The 21,167-nt window shown below is 69.0% G+C and carries 26 protein-coding genes; 14 read left to right on the top strand and 12 right to left on the bottom strand.

What is annotated here, in order from left to right:
• Positions 1–66: 66 nt before the first annotated feature.
• Positions 67–648, bottom strand: a complete 582-nt coding sequence (locus BZG35_RS07810) for a hypothetical protein (protein WP_077355128.1) — start codon at positions 646–648, stop codon at positions 67–69.
• Between the two features lie 139 nt (positions 649–787).
• The gene (locus BZG35_RS07805) at positions 788–4,054 is read right to left on the bottom strand and encodes a TonB-dependent receptor (RefSeq protein WP_253189309.1); all 3,267 of its coding nucleotides are present in this window, start codon (positions 4,052–4,054) and stop codon (positions 788–790) included.
• Between the two features lie 64 nt (positions 4,055–4,118).
• Between BZG35_RS07805 and BZG35_RS07800 the strand changes: the two genes are divergently transcribed.
• On the top strand, positions 4,119–4,526 hold the full coding sequence (locus BZG35_RS07800; protein WP_077355126.1) for a TIGR01244 family sulfur transferase: 408 nt from the start codon (positions 4,119–4,121) through the stop codon (positions 4,524–4,526).
• Here BZG35_RS07800 and BZG35_RS17900 read toward each other — a convergent pair.
• Positions 4,523–4,672, bottom strand: a complete 150-nt coding sequence (locus tag BZG35_RS17900) for a hypothetical protein (RefSeq protein WP_171981905.1) — start codon at positions 4,670–4,672, stop codon at positions 4,523–4,525. The genes BZG35_RS07800 and BZG35_RS17900 overlap by 4 nt on opposite strands.
• A gap of 81 nt (positions 4,673–4,753) precedes the next feature.
• Between BZG35_RS17900 and BZG35_RS07795 the strand changes: the two genes are divergently transcribed.
• On the top strand, positions 4,754–5,671 hold the full coding sequence (locus BZG35_RS07795) for an MBL fold metallo-hydrolase (protein WP_077355125.1): 918 nt from the start codon (positions 4,754–4,756) through the stop codon (positions 5,669–5,671).
• On the opposite strand, the gene BZG35_RS07790 is transcribed toward BZG35_RS07795, so the two are convergent.
• Positions 5,656–6,276 carry a DUF1499 domain-containing protein gene (locus tag BZG35_RS07790; protein WP_077355124.1) on the bottom strand — a complete coding sequence of 207 codons (621 nt, stop codon included), beginning with the start codon at positions 6,274–6,276 and terminating at the stop codon, positions 5,656–5,658. The genes BZG35_RS07795 and BZG35_RS07790 overlap by 16 nt on opposite strands.
• A 53-nt stretch (positions 6,277–6,329) precedes the next feature.
• Positions 6,330–7,976: a long-chain-fatty-acid--CoA ligase gene (locus BZG35_RS07785; protein WP_077355123.1), complete on the bottom strand. Its 1,647-nt coding sequence runs from the start codon at positions 7,974–7,976 to the stop codon at positions 6,330–6,332.
• 161 nt (positions 7,977–8,137) lie between these two features.
• On the opposite strand from BZG35_RS07785, the gene BZG35_RS07780 reads away from it, so the two are divergent.
• Genes BZG35_RS07780 through BZG35_RS07770 form a run of 3 tightly spaced genes read left to right on the top strand, consistent with a single transcriptional unit; the run spans position 8,138 to position 10,111 of the window.
• On the top strand, positions 8,138–8,746 hold the full coding sequence (locus BZG35_RS07780; RefSeq protein WP_077355122.1) for a hypothetical protein: 609 nt from the start codon (positions 8,138–8,140) through the stop codon (positions 8,744–8,746).
• Positions 8,747–8,772: 26 nt separating this feature from the next.
• Positions 8,773–9,426, top strand: a complete 654-nt coding sequence (udk, locus tag BZG35_RS07775) for a uridine kinase (protein WP_077355121.1) — start codon at positions 8,773–8,775, stop codon at positions 9,424–9,426.
• A gap of 52 nt (positions 9,427–9,478) precedes the next feature.
• Positions 9,479–10,111 (top strand): TetR/AcrR family transcriptional regulator, encoded by a 633-nt coding sequence (locus BZG35_RS07770; protein ID WP_077355120.1) that lies wholly within the window; start codon positions 9,479–9,481, stop codon positions 10,109–10,111.
• 3 nt (positions 10,112–10,114) lie between these two features.
• Here BZG35_RS07770 and pdxH read toward each other — a convergent pair whose 3' ends face one another.
• On the bottom strand, positions 10,115–10,789 hold the full coding sequence (pdxH, locus tag BZG35_RS07765; RefSeq protein ID WP_077355119.1) for a pyridoxamine 5'-phosphate oxidase: 675 nt from the start codon (positions 10,787–10,789) through the stop codon (positions 10,115–10,117).
• Positions 10,790–10,865: 76 nt separating this feature from the next.
• On the opposite strand from pdxH, the gene BZG35_RS07760 reads away from it, so the two are divergent.
• From BZG35_RS07760 to BZG35_RS07740, 5 genes are read left to right on the top strand one after another with little or no spacing between them, the layout of a single operon-like run.
• Positions 10,866–11,585 (top strand): DnaJ C-terminal domain-containing protein, encoded by a 720-nt coding sequence (locus tag BZG35_RS07760; RefSeq protein WP_077355118.1) that lies wholly within the window; start codon positions 10,866–10,868, stop codon positions 11,583–11,585.
• A gap of 57 nt (positions 11,586–11,642) precedes the next feature.
• Positions 11,643–11,849 (top strand): type II toxin-antitoxin system VapB family antitoxin, encoded by a 207-nt coding sequence (locus BZG35_RS07755; protein WP_077355117.1) that lies wholly within the window; start codon positions 11,643–11,645, stop codon positions 11,847–11,849.
• Positions 11,846–12,223: a type II toxin-antitoxin system VapC family toxin gene (locus tag BZG35_RS07750; RefSeq protein WP_077355116.1), complete on the top strand. Its 378-nt coding sequence runs from the start codon at positions 11,846–11,848 to the stop codon at positions 12,221–12,223. The genes BZG35_RS07755 and BZG35_RS07750 overlap by 4 nt, the downstream gene beginning before the upstream one ends.
• Position 12,224: 1 nt before the next feature.
• Complete coding sequence (gene aroC / locus BZG35_RS07745) at positions 12,225–13,310, top strand: chorismate synthase (protein WP_077355115.1); 1,086 nt, start codon at positions 12,225–12,227, stop codon at positions 13,308–13,310.
• Between the two features lie 43 nt (positions 13,311–13,353).
• Positions 13,354–13,626: a hypothetical protein gene (locus tag BZG35_RS07740; protein ID WP_077355114.1), complete on the top strand. Its 273-nt coding sequence runs from the start codon at positions 13,354–13,356 to the stop codon at positions 13,624–13,626.
• Position 13,627: 1 nt separating this feature from the next.
• Here the strand turns inward: BZG35_RS07740 and queE are convergent, their stop codons facing one another.
• Positions 13,628–14,263 carry a 7-carboxy-7-deazaguanine synthase gene (gene queE, locus BZG35_RS07735; protein WP_077355113.1) on the bottom strand — a complete coding sequence of 212 codons (636 nt, stop codon included), beginning with the start codon at positions 14,261–14,263 and terminating at the stop codon, positions 13,628–13,630.
• The gene (queC, locus tag BZG35_RS07730; protein WP_077357953.1) at positions 14,260–14,973 is read right to left on the bottom strand and encodes a 7-cyano-7-deazaguanine synthase QueC; all 714 of its coding nucleotides are present in this window, start codon (positions 14,971–14,973) and stop codon (positions 14,260–14,262) included. Before queC ends, queE begins: the two co-directional genes overlap by 4 nt.
• 196 nt (positions 14,974–15,169) lie before the next feature.
• Between queC and BZG35_RS07725 the strand changes: the two genes are divergently transcribed.
• Positions 15,170–16,792: a response regulator gene (locus tag BZG35_RS07725; RefSeq protein WP_077355112.1), complete on the top strand. Its 1,623-nt coding sequence runs from the start codon at positions 15,170–15,172 to the stop codon at positions 16,790–16,792.
• A 62-nt stretch (positions 16,793–16,854) separates the two neighbouring features.
• Here BZG35_RS07725 and BZG35_RS07720 read toward each other — a convergent pair whose 3' ends face one another.
• From BZG35_RS07720 to BZG35_RS18205, 3 genes are read right to left on the bottom strand one after another with little or no spacing between them, the layout of a single operon-like run.
• Positions 16,855–17,604: a hypothetical protein gene (locus BZG35_RS07720; protein WP_077355111.1), complete on the bottom strand. Its 750-nt coding sequence runs from the start codon at positions 17,602–17,604 to the stop codon at positions 16,855–16,857.
• A 46-nt stretch (positions 17,605–17,650) separates the two neighbouring features.
• On the bottom strand, positions 17,651–18,079 hold the full coding sequence (locus BZG35_RS18210) for a LytTR family DNA-binding domain-containing protein (protein ID WP_253189308.1): 429 nt from the start codon (positions 18,077–18,079) through the stop codon (positions 17,651–17,653).
• Complete coding sequence (locus BZG35_RS18205; RefSeq protein WP_253189307.1) at positions 18,049–18,426, bottom strand: hypothetical protein; 378 nt, start codon at positions 18,424–18,426, stop codon at positions 18,049–18,051. The genes BZG35_RS18210 and BZG35_RS18205 overlap by 31 nt, the downstream gene beginning before the upstream one ends.
• A gap of 105 nt (positions 18,427–18,531) precedes the next feature.
• Between BZG35_RS18205 and BZG35_RS07710 the strand changes: the two genes are divergently transcribed.
• On the top strand, positions 18,532–19,167 hold the full coding sequence (locus BZG35_RS07710; RefSeq protein WP_077357951.1) for a DUF2306 domain-containing protein: 636 nt from the start codon (positions 18,532–18,534) through the stop codon (positions 19,165–19,167).
• On the opposite strand, the gene BZG35_RS07705 is transcribed toward BZG35_RS07710, so the two are convergent.
• Positions 19,164–20,204, bottom strand: a complete 1,041-nt coding sequence (locus tag BZG35_RS07705; RefSeq protein WP_077355110.1) for a ligase-associated DNA damage response exonuclease — start codon at positions 20,202–20,204, stop codon at positions 19,164–19,166. The genes BZG35_RS07710 and BZG35_RS07705 overlap by 4 nt on opposite strands.
• A gap of 62 nt (positions 20,205–20,266) precedes the next feature.
• On the opposite strand from BZG35_RS07705, the gene BZG35_RS07700 reads away from it, so the two are divergent.
• Together BZG35_RS07700 and BZG35_RS07695 are read left to right on the top strand one after the other, a co-directional pair.
• A complete protein-coding gene (locus BZG35_RS07700) occupies positions 20,267–20,740 on the top strand; it encodes a PaaI family thioesterase (protein WP_077355109.1) in 474 nt (157 codons plus the stop codon).
• A complete protein-coding gene (locus BZG35_RS07695) occupies positions 20,737–21,144 on the top strand; it encodes a PaaI family thioesterase (RefSeq protein ID WP_077355108.1) in 408 nt (135 codons plus the stop codon). Before BZG35_RS07700 ends, BZG35_RS07695 begins: the two co-directional genes overlap by 4 nt.
• Positions 21,145–21,167: the final 23 nt, after the last annotated feature.

Below are 21,167 nucleotides of genomic sequence, written 5' to 3'. Positions count from 1 at the left end.
AGACAGGGCGTTCGCCGTGAGCCCCCTCCACCGCTTCGCGGTCCCCCTCCCCCGACGGGGGAGGTTTTACTCCTTCGGCGTACCGACCTCGTCCAGGCCCGCCGCATCCAGCGTCACCGGCGGGGTCGTGATGTTGCCGCGCACGCGGCGCGCCGCATGCTCGCACCGGCCGGGCAGGCCGAAGAACAGGCCGAAGGCCTCGCTGCGGGCCGCCTCGTCCGTCTGCGCCATCAGCGGCGTCCATTTGGCCGATGCCTCGGCCGCCGCCGCCTCGGCCGCGGCCAGGGTCGCGGGCGTCTGCCGCCCCCGGCCCGCCGCCAGGGCGTCGCGGAAATCGGCCGCTTCCAGCCCGCCCAGACGAATGATGTCGCGATCCAGATCATCCGCCTCGGTCAGGGTCCGACCCAGGGCGATATGCCCCTCCACGAGCGCGGCGCACCAAGCCACGAGCGGATAGTCCTGCTCCGGTGCGCCCCGCGGCAGCGGCGTCTCATAGGCGATGGCCTCGCGCGCATTGCGGGCGTCGACGCTCTCGCCGGCATCGCGGGCCGTGGCGATGGGGCCGGTCGCGTCCTGTGCCAGGGCTGGCGACTGAAGCGCGACGGCGAGGACAAGGGCGAGCAGCGAGGGGGCAGAACGAAGGAGCATGAAGAGTCCAGTACCGGGGTGAGAGCCGTAAGGCCCCACTCGTGATGCGTCGCCACGGTTTTTCTGCGGCGCGCCGCACAAGAAAAAGGCGGCGGACCCGAAGGTCCGCCGCCCCTTGTTCCTGAGACCTTTGCGGGTCCTAGAACTGGTAGTCGAAACCGACGCGGATGAAGCGCGGCTGTTGGAAGGCGGTCGGCTGCAGGTAGTTCGGGTCCCGCGAGCCGTTGGCCAGTTCGCCGGCTTCGTTGAACTCCGTGGCCGTGCTCTCGTTCGTGACGTTGAACACGTCCGCGCGCAGGATCAGCTCGCCCGGGATGGAGACCGGCACGGTGTAACGGGCGGACAGGTCGATTTGTCCGCTCCAGTCGGAACCGAAGCGCGAGCCACGGGGCACGCCCACGGAACCGCCGATCACGGTGCCGTCCGCGCTGAACGTCTTGCAGAAGCGAGAGTCAGCGCCATAGGCGGCCGCGTCCGGATCGGTCGGGTGAACGCCCAGGCAGCCGTAGGGCTTGCCCGATTGGACGCGCACGTTGGCGCCCACGAGGAAGCCATCGAACAGCTGGTACGAGCCGAACACCTTGATCTGGTGCGCACGGTGGTTCGGCAGCAGACCGGTTTGGTTGTCCGCGAGACCGATGTGATCGAACAGGATCGTCGAACCGGCGTCGGCCTGACCGATGTCGGACAGAACGGTGCCCTCGTAGTTCCCTTCGGACTTCGAGACCGTATAGGACCCCTGAAGGCCCCAGACGCCGTCGAAGGCCCGCTCGAACTGCGCGGTCAGAGCGGTGTACTCGCGCTTCACTTCCGAATAGCCGCTTTCGGCGGCGGTCACCGTGATGACCCGCGTGTTCGGCGAAGGCGCAACGCCAGGGCCGCCCGGGAGCGGATCGCGCAGGAAGAAGGTCAGGTCGCGACCGGGGTTGGCGATGATGTACTGGTAGTCGCCGAAGTAGATGTCGGAGCAGCCGACGCGACCTTCACGCGCGCAGAGCGCGTTGATGTAGGAGTCGACGGCGATGTCTTCCGACGTGTCGTTGAGGCGACGGTAGGTCAGCGACAGACCAGCGCTCCATTCGTCGTTGAACTGACGCTGGTAACCCAGGATGTACTCGTCTTCGCTGGTCGGACGCAGGTTCAGATCGGACTTCGAACGCGAAGGCTCGACCGTGCCGTTGCCGAAGACTTCGCAGCCGACGACGCCGACCGTGCCACGACCGCCGGCCGGGCAGGCCGAAGGACCGGTGCTGTAGTTCGGGCTGTTGGCCAGGGTGATCTGCGGCCCCAGGGCGGCCGGCAGGCCGGTCGTGGGATCGATCACGAAACCACCGGCGGGCGCCTGGAAGTACTCGTTGAAGAACAGGTCGCCCGAACGGAAGCCGAGGTTCAGCGCCGGCGGGATGAAGTAACGGCCATAGGAGCCGTAGACCTTGTCGCGGTTCTCACCGGTCGGATCCCAGGTGAAGCCGGCGCGAAGCGCGACTTCATTTTCCAGATCGACGATGGGCTCGCCGGCCAGGTTGTTGGCCTGGAACGAGTCGCTGCGGACGCCGAACTGCAGCGTCAGGTCGTCGTTGATGTCCCACGAGTCCTGGATGTAGATCGCCTGGTTTTCACCATCGATCTGACCCCCCAGGGTCACGACAGCCACTTGCACGTAGTCGGTGCCGACGGCTTGACCTTGGGCGTTGTTCGCGGCGGCGCGGCGGTAGGTGTAGTTGAAGCCACCGTTACGACGGGTCAGCTTGCTTTGCTCAAGCTGCTCGATGTCGAAGCCGGCGCGCACGTGGTGCTGACCGAACAGGTCGAAATACAGATCGGCATCGGCGCGATAGAACTCGCGGCGTTGATCGATGATGCTGTTCGACGCCGACGGCTGGGTCAGGCTGAGGCGGCGGGTCGGCGGGACGCGGGCGTCCTGGACGAAGCTGAGCGAGGGATCGCCCGGCAGGGTGTTGTTGACGTCTTCGTTGACACCATAGGCCGCCGAAACCGTCAGCCAGTCGGTGAAGGTGCCGGTGTAGCGCGCGACGAAGTTCTCGCCGCCCTGCTGGAAGGTCGTCAGGTTCGGGGCGACGGAAAGGTTCGCGCCCGTGACGTTGTTGAAGGGATTGGTCTCGCGGGTCGTCTCGCGGGTCGTGTCGAAATAGGTGAACTCGAGACGGTGATCGTCGGTGATGTAGCCGTCGAGCTTGACGCCGTAGAAGGGATCGTCCGAGGTTTCGACGTTGTAGCTCGCGCCCGTCTTGGAGGCGAAGGTGCTCTCGTTGTCGCGGAACTGGGCCAGGCCGTAGAAGAACAGGCGATCACGGATGATCGGACCGCCCAGCTCGACGGTGATGTCGGCGGTTTGGTTCTCGTCCAGACGGTTGGCGTCCTGGTAGGTGTCGTTCGCCGTCTCTTCGAGTTCCGCACCCGTGTAGTTGCCGTGCAGGCCGAAGGTGAAGTCGTTTGAGCCCGACTTGGTCACGGCGTTGATCACGCCGCCCGTGGCGCGACCGAACTCGGCGGGATAGCCGCCGGTCTTGACCTCGACCGTCTTGTAGAAGTCGAACGGCACGGTGACGGCACCGATGTAGGTGTCGAAGTTGGTGGTGTTCAGGCCGTTCACGTAGAAGGCGTTCTCACCGACCGAGCTGCCGCCGACCGAGGGCTGGTTGGCGAACGCGGCGTTGCCCGAGGATCCACCGGAGACCACGCTCGGGGCCAGCAGCGTCACGGCCGTCAGGCTGCGGCCGATGGGCAGTTGGCTGGTCAGTTCTTCCAGATCGACCGTCAGGCCGGTCGTGGTGGCGGCGAAGTCAAGCTGGCGGCGCACGCCGGTGACGACGATGTCGTCCACGCTGCTGCCGCTCGTACCGCCGGCGGCGCCGAGGACGAAGTCATAGCCGGACGAACCGCCCAGGCTGACGCTGACGTCGTCGACCACGGATTCGAAGCCCGGCGCGTTCACGGTCACCTGATAGGATCCGGTCGGGATCAGGGCGACGCGGAAATCACCGTTCGCATTGGTGGTTGCCGTACGCGAAATGCCCTGGGCGTTCGAGACGATCACGACTTCAGCGCCGACGACGGGTTCGCCGTTGGTGCCGGTGACCGAACCGGTCAGGGTTCCGTTGGTGTAGTCCTGGGCGACGGCGGCGGTCGGCGTCGCGACGACGGCGACGACGGGCAGGGCTGCAAGAGCGACAATCGCCGCGCCGCCCATCATCGTGGTCGCAAGCATGCGTTGGCGAATGGTGTTCATTCTCAAGATCGTTCTCCTGAAATGACGACGAGGCCCTCCGCCACGCCATCGAGTTGTCATCATGCGACGCAATCCCGCCACAGATTGCCCTAGTGATAGGCGGGTTAACCTCACTCTGGCCACACCAATTACGCGGCCGTAATGCGCTCGCCTCATGAGTGTCGCATTCAAGTCACGTTTCTATAGCGTAGCCGTACCGTATCGTTCCGAAGGACTTCATATGACCGTCACGTCCCGCCCTTTGGCGCCCGGGCTCTGGATCGCGCCGCAGATCGCGCTGGACGATCTGCCCGATCTGGCCGCGCAGGGCGTGAGACGGATCGTCAGCCATCGACCCGACGGCGAAGATGCGGGCCAGCCGAACGCCGCGGTCGTGGCGGCCGCGGCGCAGGCCGCAGGGCTGGAATTCGTGCACGTTCCCGTGGCCGGGATGCCGGGCCCCGACGCCATCGCGGCCACCGCCCGGGCTCTGGAAGACGGGGCCCCCACCCTGATGTTCTGCCGTTCGGGCACGCGATCGGTCTTCGCCTGGGCCCTGGCCATGCGGTCGCTGGATCGGGCCGATGCGCAGACCCTGCGCGCCGCCGCCGCCGCCGTCGGCTACGATCTCAGCCGGCTGCCGCTTTAGCGCCGGATGGCGACCTGGGCGGCATAGGGGATGGGCTCGGGATCGCCGCACGAGGCGAGGACCAACTGCGCCGCCATGAGACACAGCAGCGCGGCGGCCACGGGCTGAAGCCGATTTGAGACAGTCAGTGCGATCGAACGGGCCATGACAGGCGCTCCAGAACAGATTTACGGTCTGTTAAGGCAAGGGTTGGACCGCTGCCGTCCGACCCGCTCCGAGACCGCCGCATGTCCGCTGTTCAATCGATCCCCTTCGTCCGCGCCTTCGATTTTCGGCCTGGCCGCGTGGACCGCGTCTCGCCGCTGATCCAGCGGCTGATCTGCGACAATCCGGGCCCCTTCACCTTCACCGGCACGGGCACCTACATCGTCGGCCATCCGACGGCGGGCGCCGGCGTGGCCGTGATCGACCCCGGCCCGCTGGATGACGCCCATTTCCAGGCTCTGCTGAACGCCGTCGAGGGGCGCCGGGTCACCCACGTCCTGGTGACCCACACCCACCGCGACCATTCCCCCCTCGCCCGCCCCTTCGCCACCCGCGTGGGAGCGCCCGTCCTGGCCGCCCGCCCCCCGGCGCAGATCACACACGCCTCGGGCCCGCTGGACGAGGAGGAGGACGCCGTCTTCGCGCCGGATACCGTGCTCGCGGGAGGCGAGGCGATCGTCGGCGACGGCTGGACGCTCGGGGCTTTGTTCACCCCCGGCCACGCCTCGAATCACATGGCTTTCGCCCTGGCGGAGGAGAACGCCCTGTTTTGCGGGGATCACGTGATGGGCTGGTCCACCACCGTCGTCGCCCCGCCCGACGGCGACATGGCCGACTATCTGCGCAGTCTGGACGCGGTGATCGCCGCGGGCTTCTCCACCCTGTGGCCGACTCACGGGGCTCCGGTGACGGATCCAGCCCCCTTCCTCGCCGCCTATCGCCAGCACCGCCTGGACCGCGAGGCACAGATTCACGCGCGGCTCGCGGCGGGCGGCGGCACGATCGCGGAGATGGTGCCGGTCCTCTACGCGGCCGTGGACCCGCGCTTGTGGCCCGCCGCAAGCCTGTCGGTCTGGGCGCACCTGATCAAGCTGGTGAAGGAGGGCCGGGCGCGATCCGACGGCGCGCCGACCCTGGCCGCCACCTACCGCTCGGTCTGAAGCCCGGCGATCAACGCTCTGGCCAGTTCGCAGGTCGCCCCGCCGTCGGGACGGTCATGACGCGCCGCGACCCGGACATCGGTCGCGCCGGGTCGGATGCGGATCACCGCTTCCTGGTCCAGGCCGAACCAGAACCCCGGTTTGACGCCCCGCACGGAAAACCGCTGCACGTCCTCGATCGCGAACCCCGTCTCGACCAGAACATAGGAGGCCGCTTCCAGCGCGACCTGCCGCGGAATGGCGACCACACCCGCGCACGGGACCGGTGGGCCAGCCTTGCCTGGAAGGGCGGGCGGATCGGTCAGGTTGGTCGAGACGTCCGAGGGACCCGCCACGGCCAGGGCCCGCGCCTGCCAGACGAACAGGCCCGAGATCGCGGCGCAGACCACCAGAACCGCCAGGCTCGCCGCGCCCAGCCGCTGGAACTGGCCCAGCGACAGCACGAACGACCCCAGGGCGAACGCCAGGGCCACGAACGACGTCCACAAGGCGATCTTCAATGTCAGAACGTCCAGACCGAAGTCCAGCGACACCAACCCGTTCCCCACCAGCAGCACCGCCGCCAAGACCATCAGGGGGGCCAGAACCGCGAGGGCGACGGACACCCACACCCTGGACCGCCCGACAGTGACGCGGGAGCGTGCGCCGCGAGCCACGCTCAGACCCGCTCGGGGGCGACGGTGGACGGCAGGCGATAGTCCTTCAGCCGCTCGCGCAGGGTCTTCTTGTCGATCTTGCCCGTGGCCCCCAGCGGGATGTCGTCGACGAAGACCACGTCATCCGGCATCCACCATTTGGCGATCCGGCCGACCAGGAAGTCCAGGTGCTCCTGCCTGTCCTCGGACTCGCCGGGCTTCAGCTTGATCACCAGCACCGGCCGCTCGTCCCATTTCGGGTGCGCCGCCCCGATGACGGCGGCCAGTTCGACCTTCGGGTGGCCGACGGCGATGTTCTCGATCTCGATCGAGCTGATCCACTCGCCGCCGGACTTGATCACGTCCTTGGCCCGGTCGGTGATCTGCATGAACCCCTGTTCGTCGACGGTCGAGACGTCACCGGTGTCGAAGAAGCCCTCGTGGTCCAGGATGTCGCCGCCCTCGTCCTTGAAATAGGCCTTCGACACGGTCGGGCCGCGGACCATCAGTCGGCCATAGGTCGTGCCGTCGTGCGGCATCTCCTGCCCGGCGTAGTTCTTCAGCTTCAGCTCGACGCCCAGGGGCGGCGTGCCCTGTTTGACCCGCCACTTCATGCCCTCGTCATAGGGCAGGGCCTCCAGCTCCGGGGTCAGGTTGCTCAGCGTCCCGATCGGCGAGGTCTCGGTCATACCCCAGCCCTGAAGCACCTCGATGCCGAACTCGTCGTGGAAGGCGCGGATCAGGCTCTCCGGCACGGCCGAACCCCCGATCAGCACGCGCTTGACCGTCGGGATGGTCAGTTTGTGCTCGCGCAGGTGGGCCAGCAGCCCTTGCCAGACCGTGGGCACGGCGGCGGAAAAGGTCACGCCTTCCGACACGATGAGCTCGTAGATGGACGCCCCGTCCATGCGCGCGCCCGGCATCACCAGGGTGGCGCCCGACGCCGGCCCGGCGAAGGCGATGCCCCAGGCATTGGCGTGGAACATCGGCACCACCGGCAGGATGACCTCCTTCGGCGACGGCCCCAGCACCGTGGACTGCATGCCCAGCAGCGTGTGGATGAAGTTCGACCGGTGCGAATACAGGACGCCCTTGGGGTTGCCGGTCGTGCCCGACGTATAGCAGAGCCCGCACGCCGTCTGCTCGTCGAAATTGCCCCAGACGCAGTCGTCGGACACGCCGTCCAGCAAGGCCTCGTAGCAGTCCGCCTTCGGCAGTTTGGTGTCCGGCATGTGCAGGGCGTCGGTCATCACCACCACCCGCTCGACCTTCGGGCAGTGGGGCAGAATTGCTTCCAGCAGCGGCACGAAGGTCAGGTCGACAAAGATGATCCGGTCTTCGGCGTGGTTGATGATGTAGACCAACTGTTCGGGGAACAGACGGGGGTTCAGGGTGTGGCACACGGCCCCCATGCCCATGATCCCGTACCAAGCCTCGATATGGCGGCCGGTGTTCCAGGCCAGGGTGGCGACGCGATCGCCGACCTGTACGCCCCAGTCCTTCAGCACATTGGACACGCGCTTGGCCCGGCCGTGGATCTCGCCATAGCTGCTGCGCACGATCGGCCCCTCGACCGAACGGGTCACCACCTCGCGGTGCGCGTGCCAGTTCTTCGAGTGGTCGAGGATCCGGTCGACCGTCAACGGCCAGTCCTGCATCAATCCCAGCATCGCATTTCCTCATTGCCCCGGCTGCCTGCGAGGCTTCCGGCCACGCTACCCGAGGTCATCGACCTGAATCAACGTGACGCAAGGGAAGCGCGGATCGGAGGACTTGAGCCCGGCGGCCCATCGTGGTCTGCCGTCCATCGACTGAAACCGGATCCGACCCCATGACCCTGACGTCTCATGCCGCACTGGCGATGGCCGCCGCTTTTGCCCTGAGCGCCTGCGGCGAAGCCGTGGCCCCCGCGCCCGCCCCGGCTCCCGCCTCCGCCGCCGCGCCGGCGACGCCGCCCGTCGATGCGGCTGTCCCGGCTCCGGCCTCGGCCGAGGGCGGGCTGGCGATCGAGGGCGAGGGCCTGCGCCTGTTCACCGCCTCCGGCAGCGCCCGGCCGATCCCGTTCGGTGCGCCCCAGGCCGACGTGCTGGCCGCGGTCACCCGCGCCGTCGGCGGCGCGGCGCCCGCCGTCACCACCAATGGAGAATGCGGCGCCGGGCCGGTCCAGTTCGCCCCCTTCGCCAACGGCCTGAATTTGGCCTTCCAGGACGGCCGGTTCGCCGGCTGGTTCCTCGACAAGCCGGGCCCGACCACGGTCGACGGCGTCGGTGTCGGCACCCCGCGCGCCGCTCTGGACGACGCCCGCACGATAGAAATCGTCCCGGACTCGACCCTGGGCGTGGAGTTTCGGTCCGGCGACCTCGGCGGCTTCCTGACGGCCGCCGGGGCCGACGGCACGGTCGAAAGTCTCTACGCCGGCCTAACCTGCTTCTTCCGCTAGGCCGGGACGGCCGCTATGGGCCGGCAATGACGATTCTGATTGCGATCACCGGCGGCTCCGGCTCGGGCAAGTCGACCCTGGCGGAGACGGTCGCCGCCGCCCTGCCCCCCGGCACCGCCGTGCTGATGCGCGAGGACTCCTACTATCGCGACGCCGCCTCGCTGCCGGGCTTCGACGCGGCGACCTTCGACTTCGACGACGTCGCCGCCCGCGACCACGACCTGCTGCGCGACGACCTGCTCCGGCTGAAGGCGGGCAAGCCGGTGACCGCCCCGGTCTATTCCTTCCTCCACCACGGCCGCGAGCCCGAGGGCGAGCCGATCCCCGCGGCACCGGTGGTGATCGTGGAAGGCACCCATGTCCTGTGCACCCCGGACGTGGCCGCCCTGTTCGACATCCGGGTCTTCGTCGACACCCCCGCCGACATCCGCTTCATCCGCCGCCTGCTGCGCGATCAGACGGAGCGCGGCCGCACCCCGGCCTCGGTCATCGACCAGTATCTGACCACCGTACGCCCCGGCCATGAGCGTCTGACCGAGCCTTCACGGACCCGGGCCGACTTCGTCATCGCGGACGCGACGGCCGCCGTTCGGCTGGAGGATCCCCAGGCCATCGTGCGCCTGGCCGCCCCCCTGCTGGCCCACCCCCTGCTGGCGGGCCTCGCCACTAAGCAATTCTAACAGGGGTCTATGCGGTTTTCGCGAGACAGCCTTTCGCGCTACAAAGACGTCGATGAGCGACAAGACTACCCCAGAAACACCGGCTTTCGGCCTGGACGATCCGCGCGTCCTGACCATCGTGCGCGAAGCGCGTCGGCACTTCATGGCCGAGGGCTATGCCGCGACCCGTATGGAGCCCATCTCACGCGGCGCCGCCGTCTCCACCGCCACCCTGTACGGCTTCTTTCCGTCGAAACAGCATCTGTTCAGCGCGGTGATCGCGGATGCCTCCGGCGACTTCTCGGCCCAGATGGAGCATGTCAGGGTCGCCAACGGCGGGGCGCGCGAGCAGCTGACGCGGTTCGCCACCGCCTATGCCGGCTTCATGGGCGACCCCTTCGTCCGCTCGGTCTTTCGTCTGGTCATGGCCGAGCGGCCGCGCTTTCGCGATGTGGCCCAACAGTTCTTCGACAAGGGCCGCAGCGACTTCGGCCGCCCCCTGATGGCGGCGCTCCAGACCTTGACCGACCGCGGCGAACTGAAGATCGAAAAGCCGTCCTGGGCCGCCGGACAGCTGATGGGCATGATCGAACATCCGGTCTTCTTCATGCCGCTGGTCACCGGCGACGAGGTCCAGGCCGCCCGAAGCCCGGAGCAGATCGCGGCCGACGCGGTCGAGACCTTCCTGGCCCGGTACGGCGTCTGAGGATCAGGGCTGAAGCCGGGTGCGCGCCCAGCGGTCACCGTCCCGTCGAAACTGCAATCGGTCGTGCAGCCGGAACGGCCGGTCGCGCCAGAACTCGACGGTCTCGGGGATGACCCGCCAGCCGGTCCAGCGCTCGGGTCGCTCGACCTCCTGCCCCTCCAGCCGCGCCGTTTCCCGGGCCACGGCCGCCTCCAACGCCTGGCGACTGTCGAGAGGCCGCGACTGGTCCGAGGCCCAGGCCCCGACGCGGCTCTCGCGCGCCCGGCTGGCGAAATAGGCATCGGCCTCGGCCGCGGTCACGGGCTCCACCGCACCGCGGATCCGCACCTGCCGGCGCAGGCTCTTCCAGTGGAACAGCAGGGCCGCCACCGGACGATCGGCCAGCTGCAGACCCTTGGCGCTTTCGCGATTGGAATAGAAGGTGCAACCACGCGCATCGACATCCTTCAGCAGGACCATGCGGCTGTCCGGCGCGCCGTCGGCGTCCACGGTCGAAAGGGCCATGGCGTTGGGGTCGTTCGGCTCGTGCGCCCGCGCCTGCGCCAGCCATTCGACGAACAGGCCGATCGGCTCGTCCCGCTCGAAGATCGTCTCGTCGCCATTGGCGGCCAGGGCGGCGGCATAGTCGCGGGCGTAGTCCTCGCGAGTCGGACTGGACGGGATCACCGAACTGGTCATCCACGGAATATAGCAAGCGTCGCCGGAACCCGCACGGTTAACCCGTCCTTGACCATGACGCGGGCCTATTGGTCGCATGACCGCGCCCGGCCTGACCCTGACCGAAGCCTACGCCGTCCTGGGCCTGCGGGATCCGGCGGACCGGGCCGATCTGACTTGCGCGTTTCGTCTGGCCGTCAAGAGCGCGCGCCCGGACCTGGCCGGTGGCGACGAACAGCGCTTCCGCGAGGTCATCGCAGCCTACCGCCTGATCCAGAGCCAGACGAGCCGGCCCGCCGCCCTGCCCGCCCCGTCGTTGCGTGCCCCGGCCCCGCCTGTGGTCGGGCTGACACCGATGCAGGCCCTCGCGGGCGGTGAGGTGACCGTGCATCTGGGTGGAAGGACGCTCAACGTCCATGCCCCCGCAGGCCTGCGCACGGGCGACCATCTGCGGCTGAAGGCGGCCGGTGCCGACGGGTCCGATCTGCATCTGCCCGTCCTGGTGCGGCCCGGCGACGGTCTGGTCGTCCTCGGCGATGATCTGCACATGCGCTGGGGGGCCTCGCCCCGCCTTCTGGCCGATGGCGGACGGGTCGAGATCGAGACCCACGCCGGTCTCCGCTCGGCCTGGCTGACCCCCGGCCTGCAATCCCCCGTCCGCCTGCGGTTGCGCGACCTGGGCCTGCCGGCGCGCGGCAATCGCCAAGGCGGCCATCTGTTCGTGACCCTGTTCCCGTCGGAGGACGTGCCGTCCGCTGCGGAGGATCTGCTGGCGCGCTTCACCCGCGTGTGGACGCCGGACCGGCTGGCGGCTTGAGTTGCACCGATGCATCAGGAAATGCATACTCTATGCAATCTTTGATGCGAGCCTGGTATGAGGACCACGATCACGATTGACGATGCCCTGCTGGCTCGAGCCGCGGAATATAGCGGTCTGGAGGAGCCGTCGGCGATCATCCGGCATGCGCTGCGCGAGTTTGTCTCGACCGAGGCATCGCGGCGTCTCGCCAAGCTAGGTGGAACCATGCCCGATTTCGAGGCCGGCCCTCGCAAGCGCTATTGGGGCGTTGAGGAAGATTGACGTTCGTCCTCGCGGACACTTCGGTCTGGGTCGATCATTTTCGGTCGCGCGACCCCATGCTCGACCAAATGCTGGCCGATAGCCGGGTGCGTATGCATCCCTTCGTGATCGGCGAACTGGCGATGGGCAGCCTTCCACGGCGCCCCCAGGTCATGCAGCAGCTCTATGATGTTCGACGGATCCGGAGCGTGTCCGAGGAAGAAGTCTTGCATCTGGTCGAAAGTGGCCCCCATCACGGGACGGGCCTCAGTTGGATTGATGCTCATCTCCTGGCAGCGGTTCTATTGGTCGAGGATTTGTGTCTCTGGACCCGCGACCGACGCCTGAATCAGGCCGCAGCCCGCTACGGGCGGGCCCTAGCGCCTCACCACTGACATGTCCCACAACACCTTCGGCCATCTGTTTCGCGTCACCACCTGGGGGGAGAGCCACGGCCCGGCCATCGGCTGCGTCGTCGACGGCTGCCCGCCGCGGATCCCCCTGACCGAGGCCGACCTGCAGCCGTGGCTGGATCGGCGCAAGCCCGGCGGCAGCCGTTTCGTGACCCAGCGGCGCGAGAGCGACACCGCGCGCATCCTGTCCGGCGTCTTCGACGACGGCGAGGGCCCGGTCACCACCGGGGCGCCGATCGCCATTCACATCGACAATGAGGACGCTCGCTCCAGGGACTATGGCGAGATCGCCCGCGCCTATCGCCCCGGCCATGCGGACATGACCTATCAGGTCAAATACGGCGTCCGCGACCCGCGCGGCGGGGGGCGGTCATCGGCGCGCGAGACCGCCAGCCGCGTCGCCGCGGGGGCCGTGGCGCGCAAGCTTCTGGGGCCCGGCATCGCCATCCGCGCCGGCGTCGTCCAGCTGGGCCCTCACAGGATCCCGCCGGAAGCCGTTGATTTCGGCGCGGTCTATGACAATCCGCTGTTCGCCGCCTCGGCCGGGGTCGTGCCGGCGTGGGAGACCTATCTGGACGGCGTGCGCAAGGCCGGCTCCTCCATCGGCGCCGTCGTGGCGCTGGAGGTCACCGGCCTGCCCGCCGGCTGGGGCGCCCCCCTGTACGGCAAGCTCGACGCCGAGCTGGCCTCCGCCCTGATGTCGATCAATGCGGTCAAGGGCGTGGAGATCGGGGCCGGCTTCGCCTCCGCCGAACTGTCCGGCGAGGACAATGCCGACGAGATGCGTCTGGGACCGGACGGAGAGATCGTGTTTCAGTCCAACCACGCCGGCGGCGTCCTGGGCGGCATCTCGACCGGCCAGCCGCTGACGGCGCGCATCGCCTTCAAGCCGACCTCCTCGATCCTGACGCCGCGCCGGACGGTGACCCGCGACGGCACCGAGACCGACCTGCGCACGACCGGCCGTCACGACCCCTGCGTGGCCCTGCGCGGCGTGCCGGTGGTCGAGGCCATGGCCGCCTGCGTCCTGGCCGACGCCTTCCTGCGCCATCGCGCGCAGGTCGGCTAGCCCGGGTCATATTCCCTTCACCCCGATGGGCTTAGGTGGCCAGATGATCCGATTGATCCAGAAGACCTCCGTGCTCGCCGCCGTTCTCGCCGGCGCGCTGACCCTTCAGGGCTGTCTCGTCGGGGCGGTCGTCGGCACGGCCGGGGCGGTCGTCGGTGGCACCGCCAAGGCGACGGGGGCCGTCGTCGGGGCCGGCGTCGACGCCGTCACGACGTCCGATGAGGAAACCCGCGCGCGCCGCGAGCGCGAGCAACGCGACTACGAACGCCAGCAACGCCGCTGCGAACAGCGCCGCGCCAACGGGCAGAGCTGCTGAGCTAGCGCACGCCGATGTATTTGTGCGTCTGCACGCTCAGCCGCCACTGCGGATGGCGCAGGCAATAGTCCAGCGCCGCCGCCGTATTGGCGACCTGATCCGGCCCGTCCATCGGCTGCAGCCAGAACCGCTCGAACACCAGGTCCTCGAACCGCTCGGGCATGGCCAGGGGCTGGGGATAGACCAGTTTCAGCTCCTGACCCGAGGTCTGGACGACGGGGGCCGCCGCCTTGGGGCTGACGCAGATCCAGTCGACGCCCGTCGGGACGTCCAGCGTCCCGTTGGTCTCGACCGCGATGTCGAAACCCCGGTCGTGCAGGGCGGCGATCAGCGCCGTATCCAGCTGCAGCAGCGGTTCCCCGCCGGTGCAGACCACCAGCTTCGGATCCCCGTCGCGCCCGATCCAGAACGAGGCGACGTGGCCGGCCAGCGCCCCGGCATCGGCGAACTTCCCGCCGCCGTCGCCGTCCGTGCCGACGAAAAGGGTGTCGCAGAACGAACAGACGGCCGTCGCCCGATCCTGCTCGCGCCCGCTCCACAGATTGCACCCCGCGAACCGCAGGAAGACCGCCGGTCGCCCCGCCTGCCCGCCCTCCCCCTGCACGGTCAGGAAGGTCTCCTTGACGGCATAGGTCATCGACCGGCCGCCCAGTCGCGCCAGCCCGCCGCCCGCAGGTCGCAGGCCGGACAGTGGCCGCAGCCATAGCCCCAGTCGTGCCTGTGGCTCCGGTCGCCGCGGTAGCAGGTGTGGCTGTCCTCGACGATCAGCTGGACCAGCGGATCGCCGCCGATCCCGTCGGCCAGGGCCCAGGTCTGGGCCTTCGTCAGCCACATCAAGGGGGTCTGGATCGGCACCGCCTTGTCCAGCCCCAGCGACAGGGCCCGCTCCATCGCGTCCATGGTCTCACGCCGGCAATCGGGATAGCCGGAGAAGTCCGTCTCGCACATGCCGCCGACCAGAACCTCCAGCCCCCGCCGGTCCGCCAGCGCCGCCGCCGCGGTCAGGAAGATCAGATTGCGTCCCGGCACGAAGGTGGTCGGCAGGCCGCGCGCCCCGACCTCGATCGCCCGGTCGGTCGTCATCGCCGTCTCGCCGATGGCTCCAAACCCCGTCAGGTCGACGACATGGTCAGGCCCGAGACGATCGGCGAGACCGGGCAGCACGCCGGGCAGGCCCGTCCGCACATTCAGCCGCGCCTCCATCTCGACCGCATGGCGCTGGCCGTAGTCGAAGCCCACCGTCTCGACCCGATCGAACCGTTCCAGCGCCCAGGCCAGGCAGGTCGCGCTGTCCTGACCGCCCGAGAACAGGACGAGGGCGCTACGGGGGGAAAGGGTTTGGGTCATGGCAGCCCTGCGGTCGGCCACGGCCGCGCGCATCGTGATTGGTATTCGGTTTTGGAGGTTCGACGATCTTACACCAACCGGCCGAGGGCCGCAAAAGGATTGGTTCCCGCCTCGCGGTGCGGCAGCCTGCCGCACTTAACGATTCCGAAGAAGATTTTGCCCTACAACTCGGCCGGTAGCACGGAGTAACGGCAGTATGCCGACGATCGAGGTCCTTGCGGAGCGGGTCGAGCCAGTCTCGTCCACTGTTCCGACCGCCGAAGTGTTCGCTCGTTTCCGCGACGAGCCGGATACGCTCGTCATCCCGGTCGTGGACAACGACCGCCCCGTCGGCCTCGTCGAACGCAACGCCTTTCTGCTGAAGATCGCCGGGCCCTTCGGCCACGCCCTCTACGCAGCCCGCCCCGTCGCCATGATCATGGATCCCGAGCCCGCCGTGGTCGAGGCCGGGGTCAAGATCGACGCCTTCTGCGACATCCTGCTGCGGTCGGGGCCCGGGGCCCTGATGCGCGGATTCATCGTCACCCGCGACGGCCGCTATCGCGGCGTCGGCACCGCCATCTCCCTGCTCCAGGCCGTCAACGACCAGCAGCGCAGCCAGAACCGCGCGCTGGAGGACCAGGCCCGCGCCCTGACCGACAGCCGCACCCAGGCCCTGGCCTCCGCCCGGGCCAAGAGTCAGTTCCTGGCCATCATGAGCCACGAGCTGCGCACCCCCATGAACGGCGTCCTGGCGGTCGCCGAACTGCTGCGCCGCCAGCCCCTGACCGACGCCGCCCACGCCCACGTCCAGACCATCGTCGATTCTTCCGAGACCCTTCTGCGGATCCTTCAGGACGCGCTGGACCTGTCTCGCGCCGAGGCCGGCGAGCTGGAGCTGACACCGGTTCCCACGCCGCTGCGCGCCTTGGTCGATGACATCGAACAGATGTGGGCTCCGCGCGCGTCGCAGGACGGCGTGCGTCTGCTGGTCGGCTACGAGGGTGACACCGAGCTGACCGCCGACCTGGACTGCGTCCGCATGAAACAGGTGTTCAACAACCTGATCGGCAATGCGCTGAAGTTTGCGCGCAACGGCGTGGTCGAGGCCCGTCTGAAGGCCTGGTCCAGGGACGGCATCGTCCATATGGAGGCCCGCGTCCGCGACGACGGCCCCGGCGTCGACGCCGACCGCGTGGACGAGATCTTCGAGCCCTTCGTCCACGGATCGGGCCCCGACGGGGCGGGTCTGGGTCTGTCGATCTGCCGCCAGGTGATCGACAACATGAACGGCCGCATCTGGGCCGAGAACAACAAGGGCCGCGGCGCGACCTTCGCCTTCGACATCTCCGCCCCCCTGTCGGCCGTCGCCGTGGACCATCCCTCCAACGTCTCGGCCATGGCGGATCTGGAGCTGCAGTCCAATCCGCACATCCTGATCGTCGACGACAACGCCACCAACCGCGTCGTCGCCCAGGCCCTGTGCGAGATGTTCGGCTGCTCGTCCGAGACGGCCGAGGACGGGCTGGAGGCGCTCGAGGCCGTCCAAGCGCGCCCCTTCGATCTGGTCCTGATGGACATCAAGATGCCGCGCATGGACGGCGTCCAGGCGACCAAGGCCATCCGCGCCCTGGGCGGCCCGGTGCGCAACATCCCCATCGTCGCCCTGACCGCCAACGCCGACCCCGACGACGCAAAACACTATCTGTCGATCGGCATGGCCGCCGTGGTCGAGAAGCCGATCAAGCCGGAGCGCCTGCGCATGGCCATGAACACGGCCCTGACGGAGCCGGCGGACATCGAGACCGCCCTTCCGGCCCGCCGCGGCCGCGCCGCCTAGGTCGAGCGGTCACGTCAGCCAGGGCGGCGGCGCATGTCGCATGGTTGGCGCACGTCGGACCGTCACCGGCCCGCCGCCCGTTCGTCAAGCGCGCTGAGGATGGTGATCTTCTGCCAGATCTTACGACCCAGGTCGGTGCACAGGCCCTCTACGTCATTGACCGCCGCGACCACCTGCGGGTCCTGCGTCCGCGCGGCGTAGAGGGCGGCCAGCTTTCCGATCAGGGCCAGCATCTCCGCGCAATAGTCCAGATATCGGGTCAGCAGGAACTGATCCATCGACCGGACCGGCGACGCCGCCGTGGTGGGGGCTTGCGACAGGACGACGGTCGGGTCCTTGGTCAGCTGGTGCATGTCGATGACATGGGCCAGGGACCGCAGACCATGCAGCGCCTCCAGCGTCCGCTTCCGCTTCGCCCGCGCCTCGGCGTTGATCAGAAACCACAGGGCCAGGGCCCCCAGGATGGCCAGGTTGACCAAGGCCTCCAGCCCCGCCGCCAGCCCCAGCGGATCGAAACGCACACGCTGAAGCCCGCCGGGCGGCAGGGCCAGCAGCCGGTCCAGCCCCGGTGCCCCGCCCAGCCACCAGAGCTCGACGCCTGTCGCCACGATGGCCAGGATCACCAGGCCGGTGAACGCCCGGGTCACATAGAAGGGCCGGGCGATGGCCGCCGCCTGGTCCGCCGTGCGACGGGCCTCGACGACCAGCTCGTGCGCCACCCCGCCCAGGCCCGAGTTCGGGAACCGGGCGTCGACGCGGGCCTGCAACCGCTCCAGCGTCCGCACGACCTTATCGGCGTTCAACGTGGCCATGGCCGACCGTATCGCGTCAGCATGACAAGACAACCGCTCCCTGGCGTTAGAACCAGCCGGCCGCCTTCAGCACGGGGCGATAGGTCCGGCTGACCGGCGTCGTCAGGCCGCCGAGAAGGCGGATTTCCCCCCGGCCCCGGTGCCAGCGCACCGCCTCCACGGCATCGGCCGCCACCCACCAGGACCGGTGAACGCGCCAGCCGTGCGCCCGTCCCAGTTCCTCCAGCGCATCGGCGAACCTCAGGGTGATCAGCTCGGCTCCGGCGTCGGTGTGGACCTTCAGGTAATGGTCGTGCGCCTCGATGGCGATCAGCCGCGCCGTGCGGCACCGGGCTGACAACCGCCGGCGGAAGGCCGCCTCGGCCTCCGGCAGGGGCGGGGCGATGATCATGCGCGTCTCGACCCGCGCGGCTGCGCGCCGCCAGACCAGGGCCCGCACGATCATCACCGCCAGAAGGATCGGTCCGACCTGCACCAGCAGCCCCCCATAGCCCCCCAGACGAAGGGCCCGCCCATCAGCAGACGCTCGGTGGTCATGACGAACAGGGTCACCAGCGGCGTCATCGCCGCCGAAACCACGACGGTCCGCGTCCAGGCCCCGGGCAGGCGGCGCTTCAGCAGGTCGTCCGCGACGAAGCCGATCACACCGCCCCCGACCATGCAGATCATCCAGTAAAGGTAGCGCGCGGCGATCGGCACATGGTCCGAGGAAAAAGGCCCCAGGAATCCCATCAACAGGCCGATCGCGACCAGGATGGCGACGTCGATCCCCCATCGCCGCCCGGCCTCCCTCCCGGTCCGTGTGTCCGCCCCAGCGCCCATATCGTCCCGTTCGCGCAGCCCCGGCGCCGTTCACGAAGGCAGGCCTAGCCACCCCGGGCTCGGCTCGCAATGGCGTTCGGCGACACCGCTGAACAGGACACGCCGATGACCACCGCCGACACCCTCCCGCCGACCCGAAACCGGTCCTGGCTCACCCGGATCGGCTGGACCCTGGTCGCCATCCTCTGCCTCGGGATCGCCGCCTATTCCGCCCGTTACCTGCTGGACCCGCCCCGGACGCCGGCGCAGGCCCTGGGCAATCCGCTGGGCGTGCCGTGGCTGGTCATCCACGTCGCCGGCGCCGTCACCGCCCTGCTGGTGGGTTCGTTTCAGTTCCTGCCCGCCCTGCGCAGAGGCTCCAGCCCGCCGCACCGGTGGACGGGACGAGTCTATGTCGCCGGATGTCTGGTCGGCGGGAGCGCGGGCCTGATCCTGGCGCCGGGGTCTTTCGCGGGCCCGATCGCCACGGCGGGCTTCGGAATCCTGGCCGTCCTATGGATGGCCTTCACCCTCATGGGCGCGGCGGCCGCCATGCGGGGCCGAACTACCGCGCACCGGCGATGGATGATCCGGTCCTGGGCCCTGACGCTGGCCGCCGTGACCCTGCGGATCTACCTGCCCCTGGTCGCGATCCTGGGTCTGGACTTCCTGCCTTGGTACCGCGCCATCGCCTTCCTCGCCTGGGTGCCGAACCTGATCGCCGCCGAGCTCTGGCTGCGACGCAAGCCGGGTCCGGACTAGGCGGTGGCCTCCGCGGGATCGGCCAGGGCCTCCTCATCCTCATCCTCATAACCGACCAGTCGCAGCGCCCGCGCCCTCAACCCGTTGATTTCCGCCCAGCGCAGCAGCCCCTCCTCGCGGCCGTGGGTGATCCACAGCTCCTCGGGCCGGACCTCCTCGAAGGTCTGGATCAGCTCGGGCCAGTCGGCGTGGTCACTGATGACCAGAGGCAGCTCCACCCCCCGCTGCTTGGCCCGCGCCTTGACCAGCATCCAGCCCGAGGCGAAGGCCGTCACCGGATCGGCGAAGCGCCGGGCCCAGCGGTCCTGGATGGCCGACGGCGGCGCGATCGCCACCTCCCCGCCCAGGGCGTCCTTCTTCAGCCCGGTGGCCGGCAGGATCGGGCCCAGGTCGACGCCCTCGCGTTCGTAGAGCCGGTTCAGCCGCTCCAGCGCCCCGTGGACATAGATCGGCCGCTCCCACCCCGCTTCGCGCAATAGGCGAATGACCCGCTGCGCCTTGCCCAGCGCATAGGCCCCCACCAGGTGCGCGCGCTCGGGGAACTGGCCCAGCGATTGCACCAGCCGCCCCACCTCCTCGGCGTCCGGCGGATGGGTGAAGACCGGCAGGCCGAAGGTCGCCTCCGAGATGAAGACGTGGCACGGGACCGGCTCGAACGGCAGGCAGGTCGGGTCGCGCCGGCGCTTGTAGTCGCCCGACACCACCATGGTCAGGCCTTGCCAGGTCACCACCGCCTGGGCCGAGCCCAGCACATGGCCCGCCGGCACCACCCGGATCTCGACGCCGTTGTGCGAGGCCGTCGCGCCATAGGCCAGGGGCTGGCGCAGCACGGTGAAGTCCTCGCCGTAGCGCTCCGCCATGATGGCCAGGGTCTGGTCGGTCGCCAGAACCGCCCCGTGGCCGGCGCGCGCGTGATCGGCGTGACCGTGCGTTACCACTGCCCGGTCGACCGGGACGTTCGGGTCGATGTAGAAATCTCCCGGCGGGCAGTACAGCCCGGCCGGCGTGGGCCTCAACAGGTCTTCGGGTCGGATCATGGGGGCGATATGGGCATGCTGCGGGGCTTGCGCGCCAGTCCGCGCCCGATAAGGACGGTCGAATGAGCGATCTGTTCCTGACCGACATCCTGCCGCAACTGGCCACGGGGGCCTCCCACACCCATGCCCTGGGCTTCGCCTATGCGGGCGTCGAGGGCGATCGCGTGCGCCTGCGCACGCCGTGGCGCGCCGATCTGGTCGGCGATTCGGAAACGGACATCTTCGCGGGCGGGCTGGTCACGACCATGCTGGATCATGTCGGCGGTCTGGCCGTCTGGGTCGCCATGGGTCGGTACGTGCCCATCGCGACCCTGGACCTGCGGGTCGACTATATGCGCGCGGCCCGCCCGCGCGTGGATCTGCTGGCCGAGGCCCGGTGCTACAGGCTGACCCGCACGATCGGCTTCGTGCGCGCCTGGGCCTTCGAGGACGACCCCGCCGATCCGGTCGCGGCCGCCCAGGCCACCTATGTCATCAACTCCAGCGACGGTCGCCCGACCCGCTCCAATCTGGCGTCACCGGAGGACGCGGCGTGACCGCCCTGCTCGACACCCTGCCCTATGCCCGCTTCCTGGGTTTGCGGACCGAGCAGGAGGGCGAAATTCTGACCGTGATCATGCCCTTCGCCGACCATCTGATCGGCAATCCGATGCTGCCGGCCCTGCACGGCGGCGCCACCGCCGCCCTGCTGGAGATGACGGCCATCGCCCAGATGGCCCTGGTGTGGCCGCGTCTGCACCTGCCGCGCCCGATCACGGTGACCACCGCCTATCTGCGCTCGGGCAAGCCGCGCGACGTCCATGCCCGGGCCCGCATCTCGCGTGCCGGCCGCCGCGTCGCCCATGTCCTGGCCGAGGCCTGGCAGGAGGATCCGGCGCATCCGATCGCCAGCCTGACGGCGCATTTCTCGCTCGACGACAACCGCGACTTGCCATCCTGAATAACTCATGGTTGCATTCTGCG

Source organism: Brevundimonas sp. LM2 (assembly GCF_002002865.1).
In the GTDB taxonomy this organism is placed as follows: domain Bacteria; phylum Pseudomonadota; class Alphaproteobacteria; order Caulobacterales; family Caulobacteraceae; genus Brevundimonas.
Note: the sequence above shows the minus strand (reverse complement) of the source record. Positions and strands in the feature narration are given on the sequence as shown.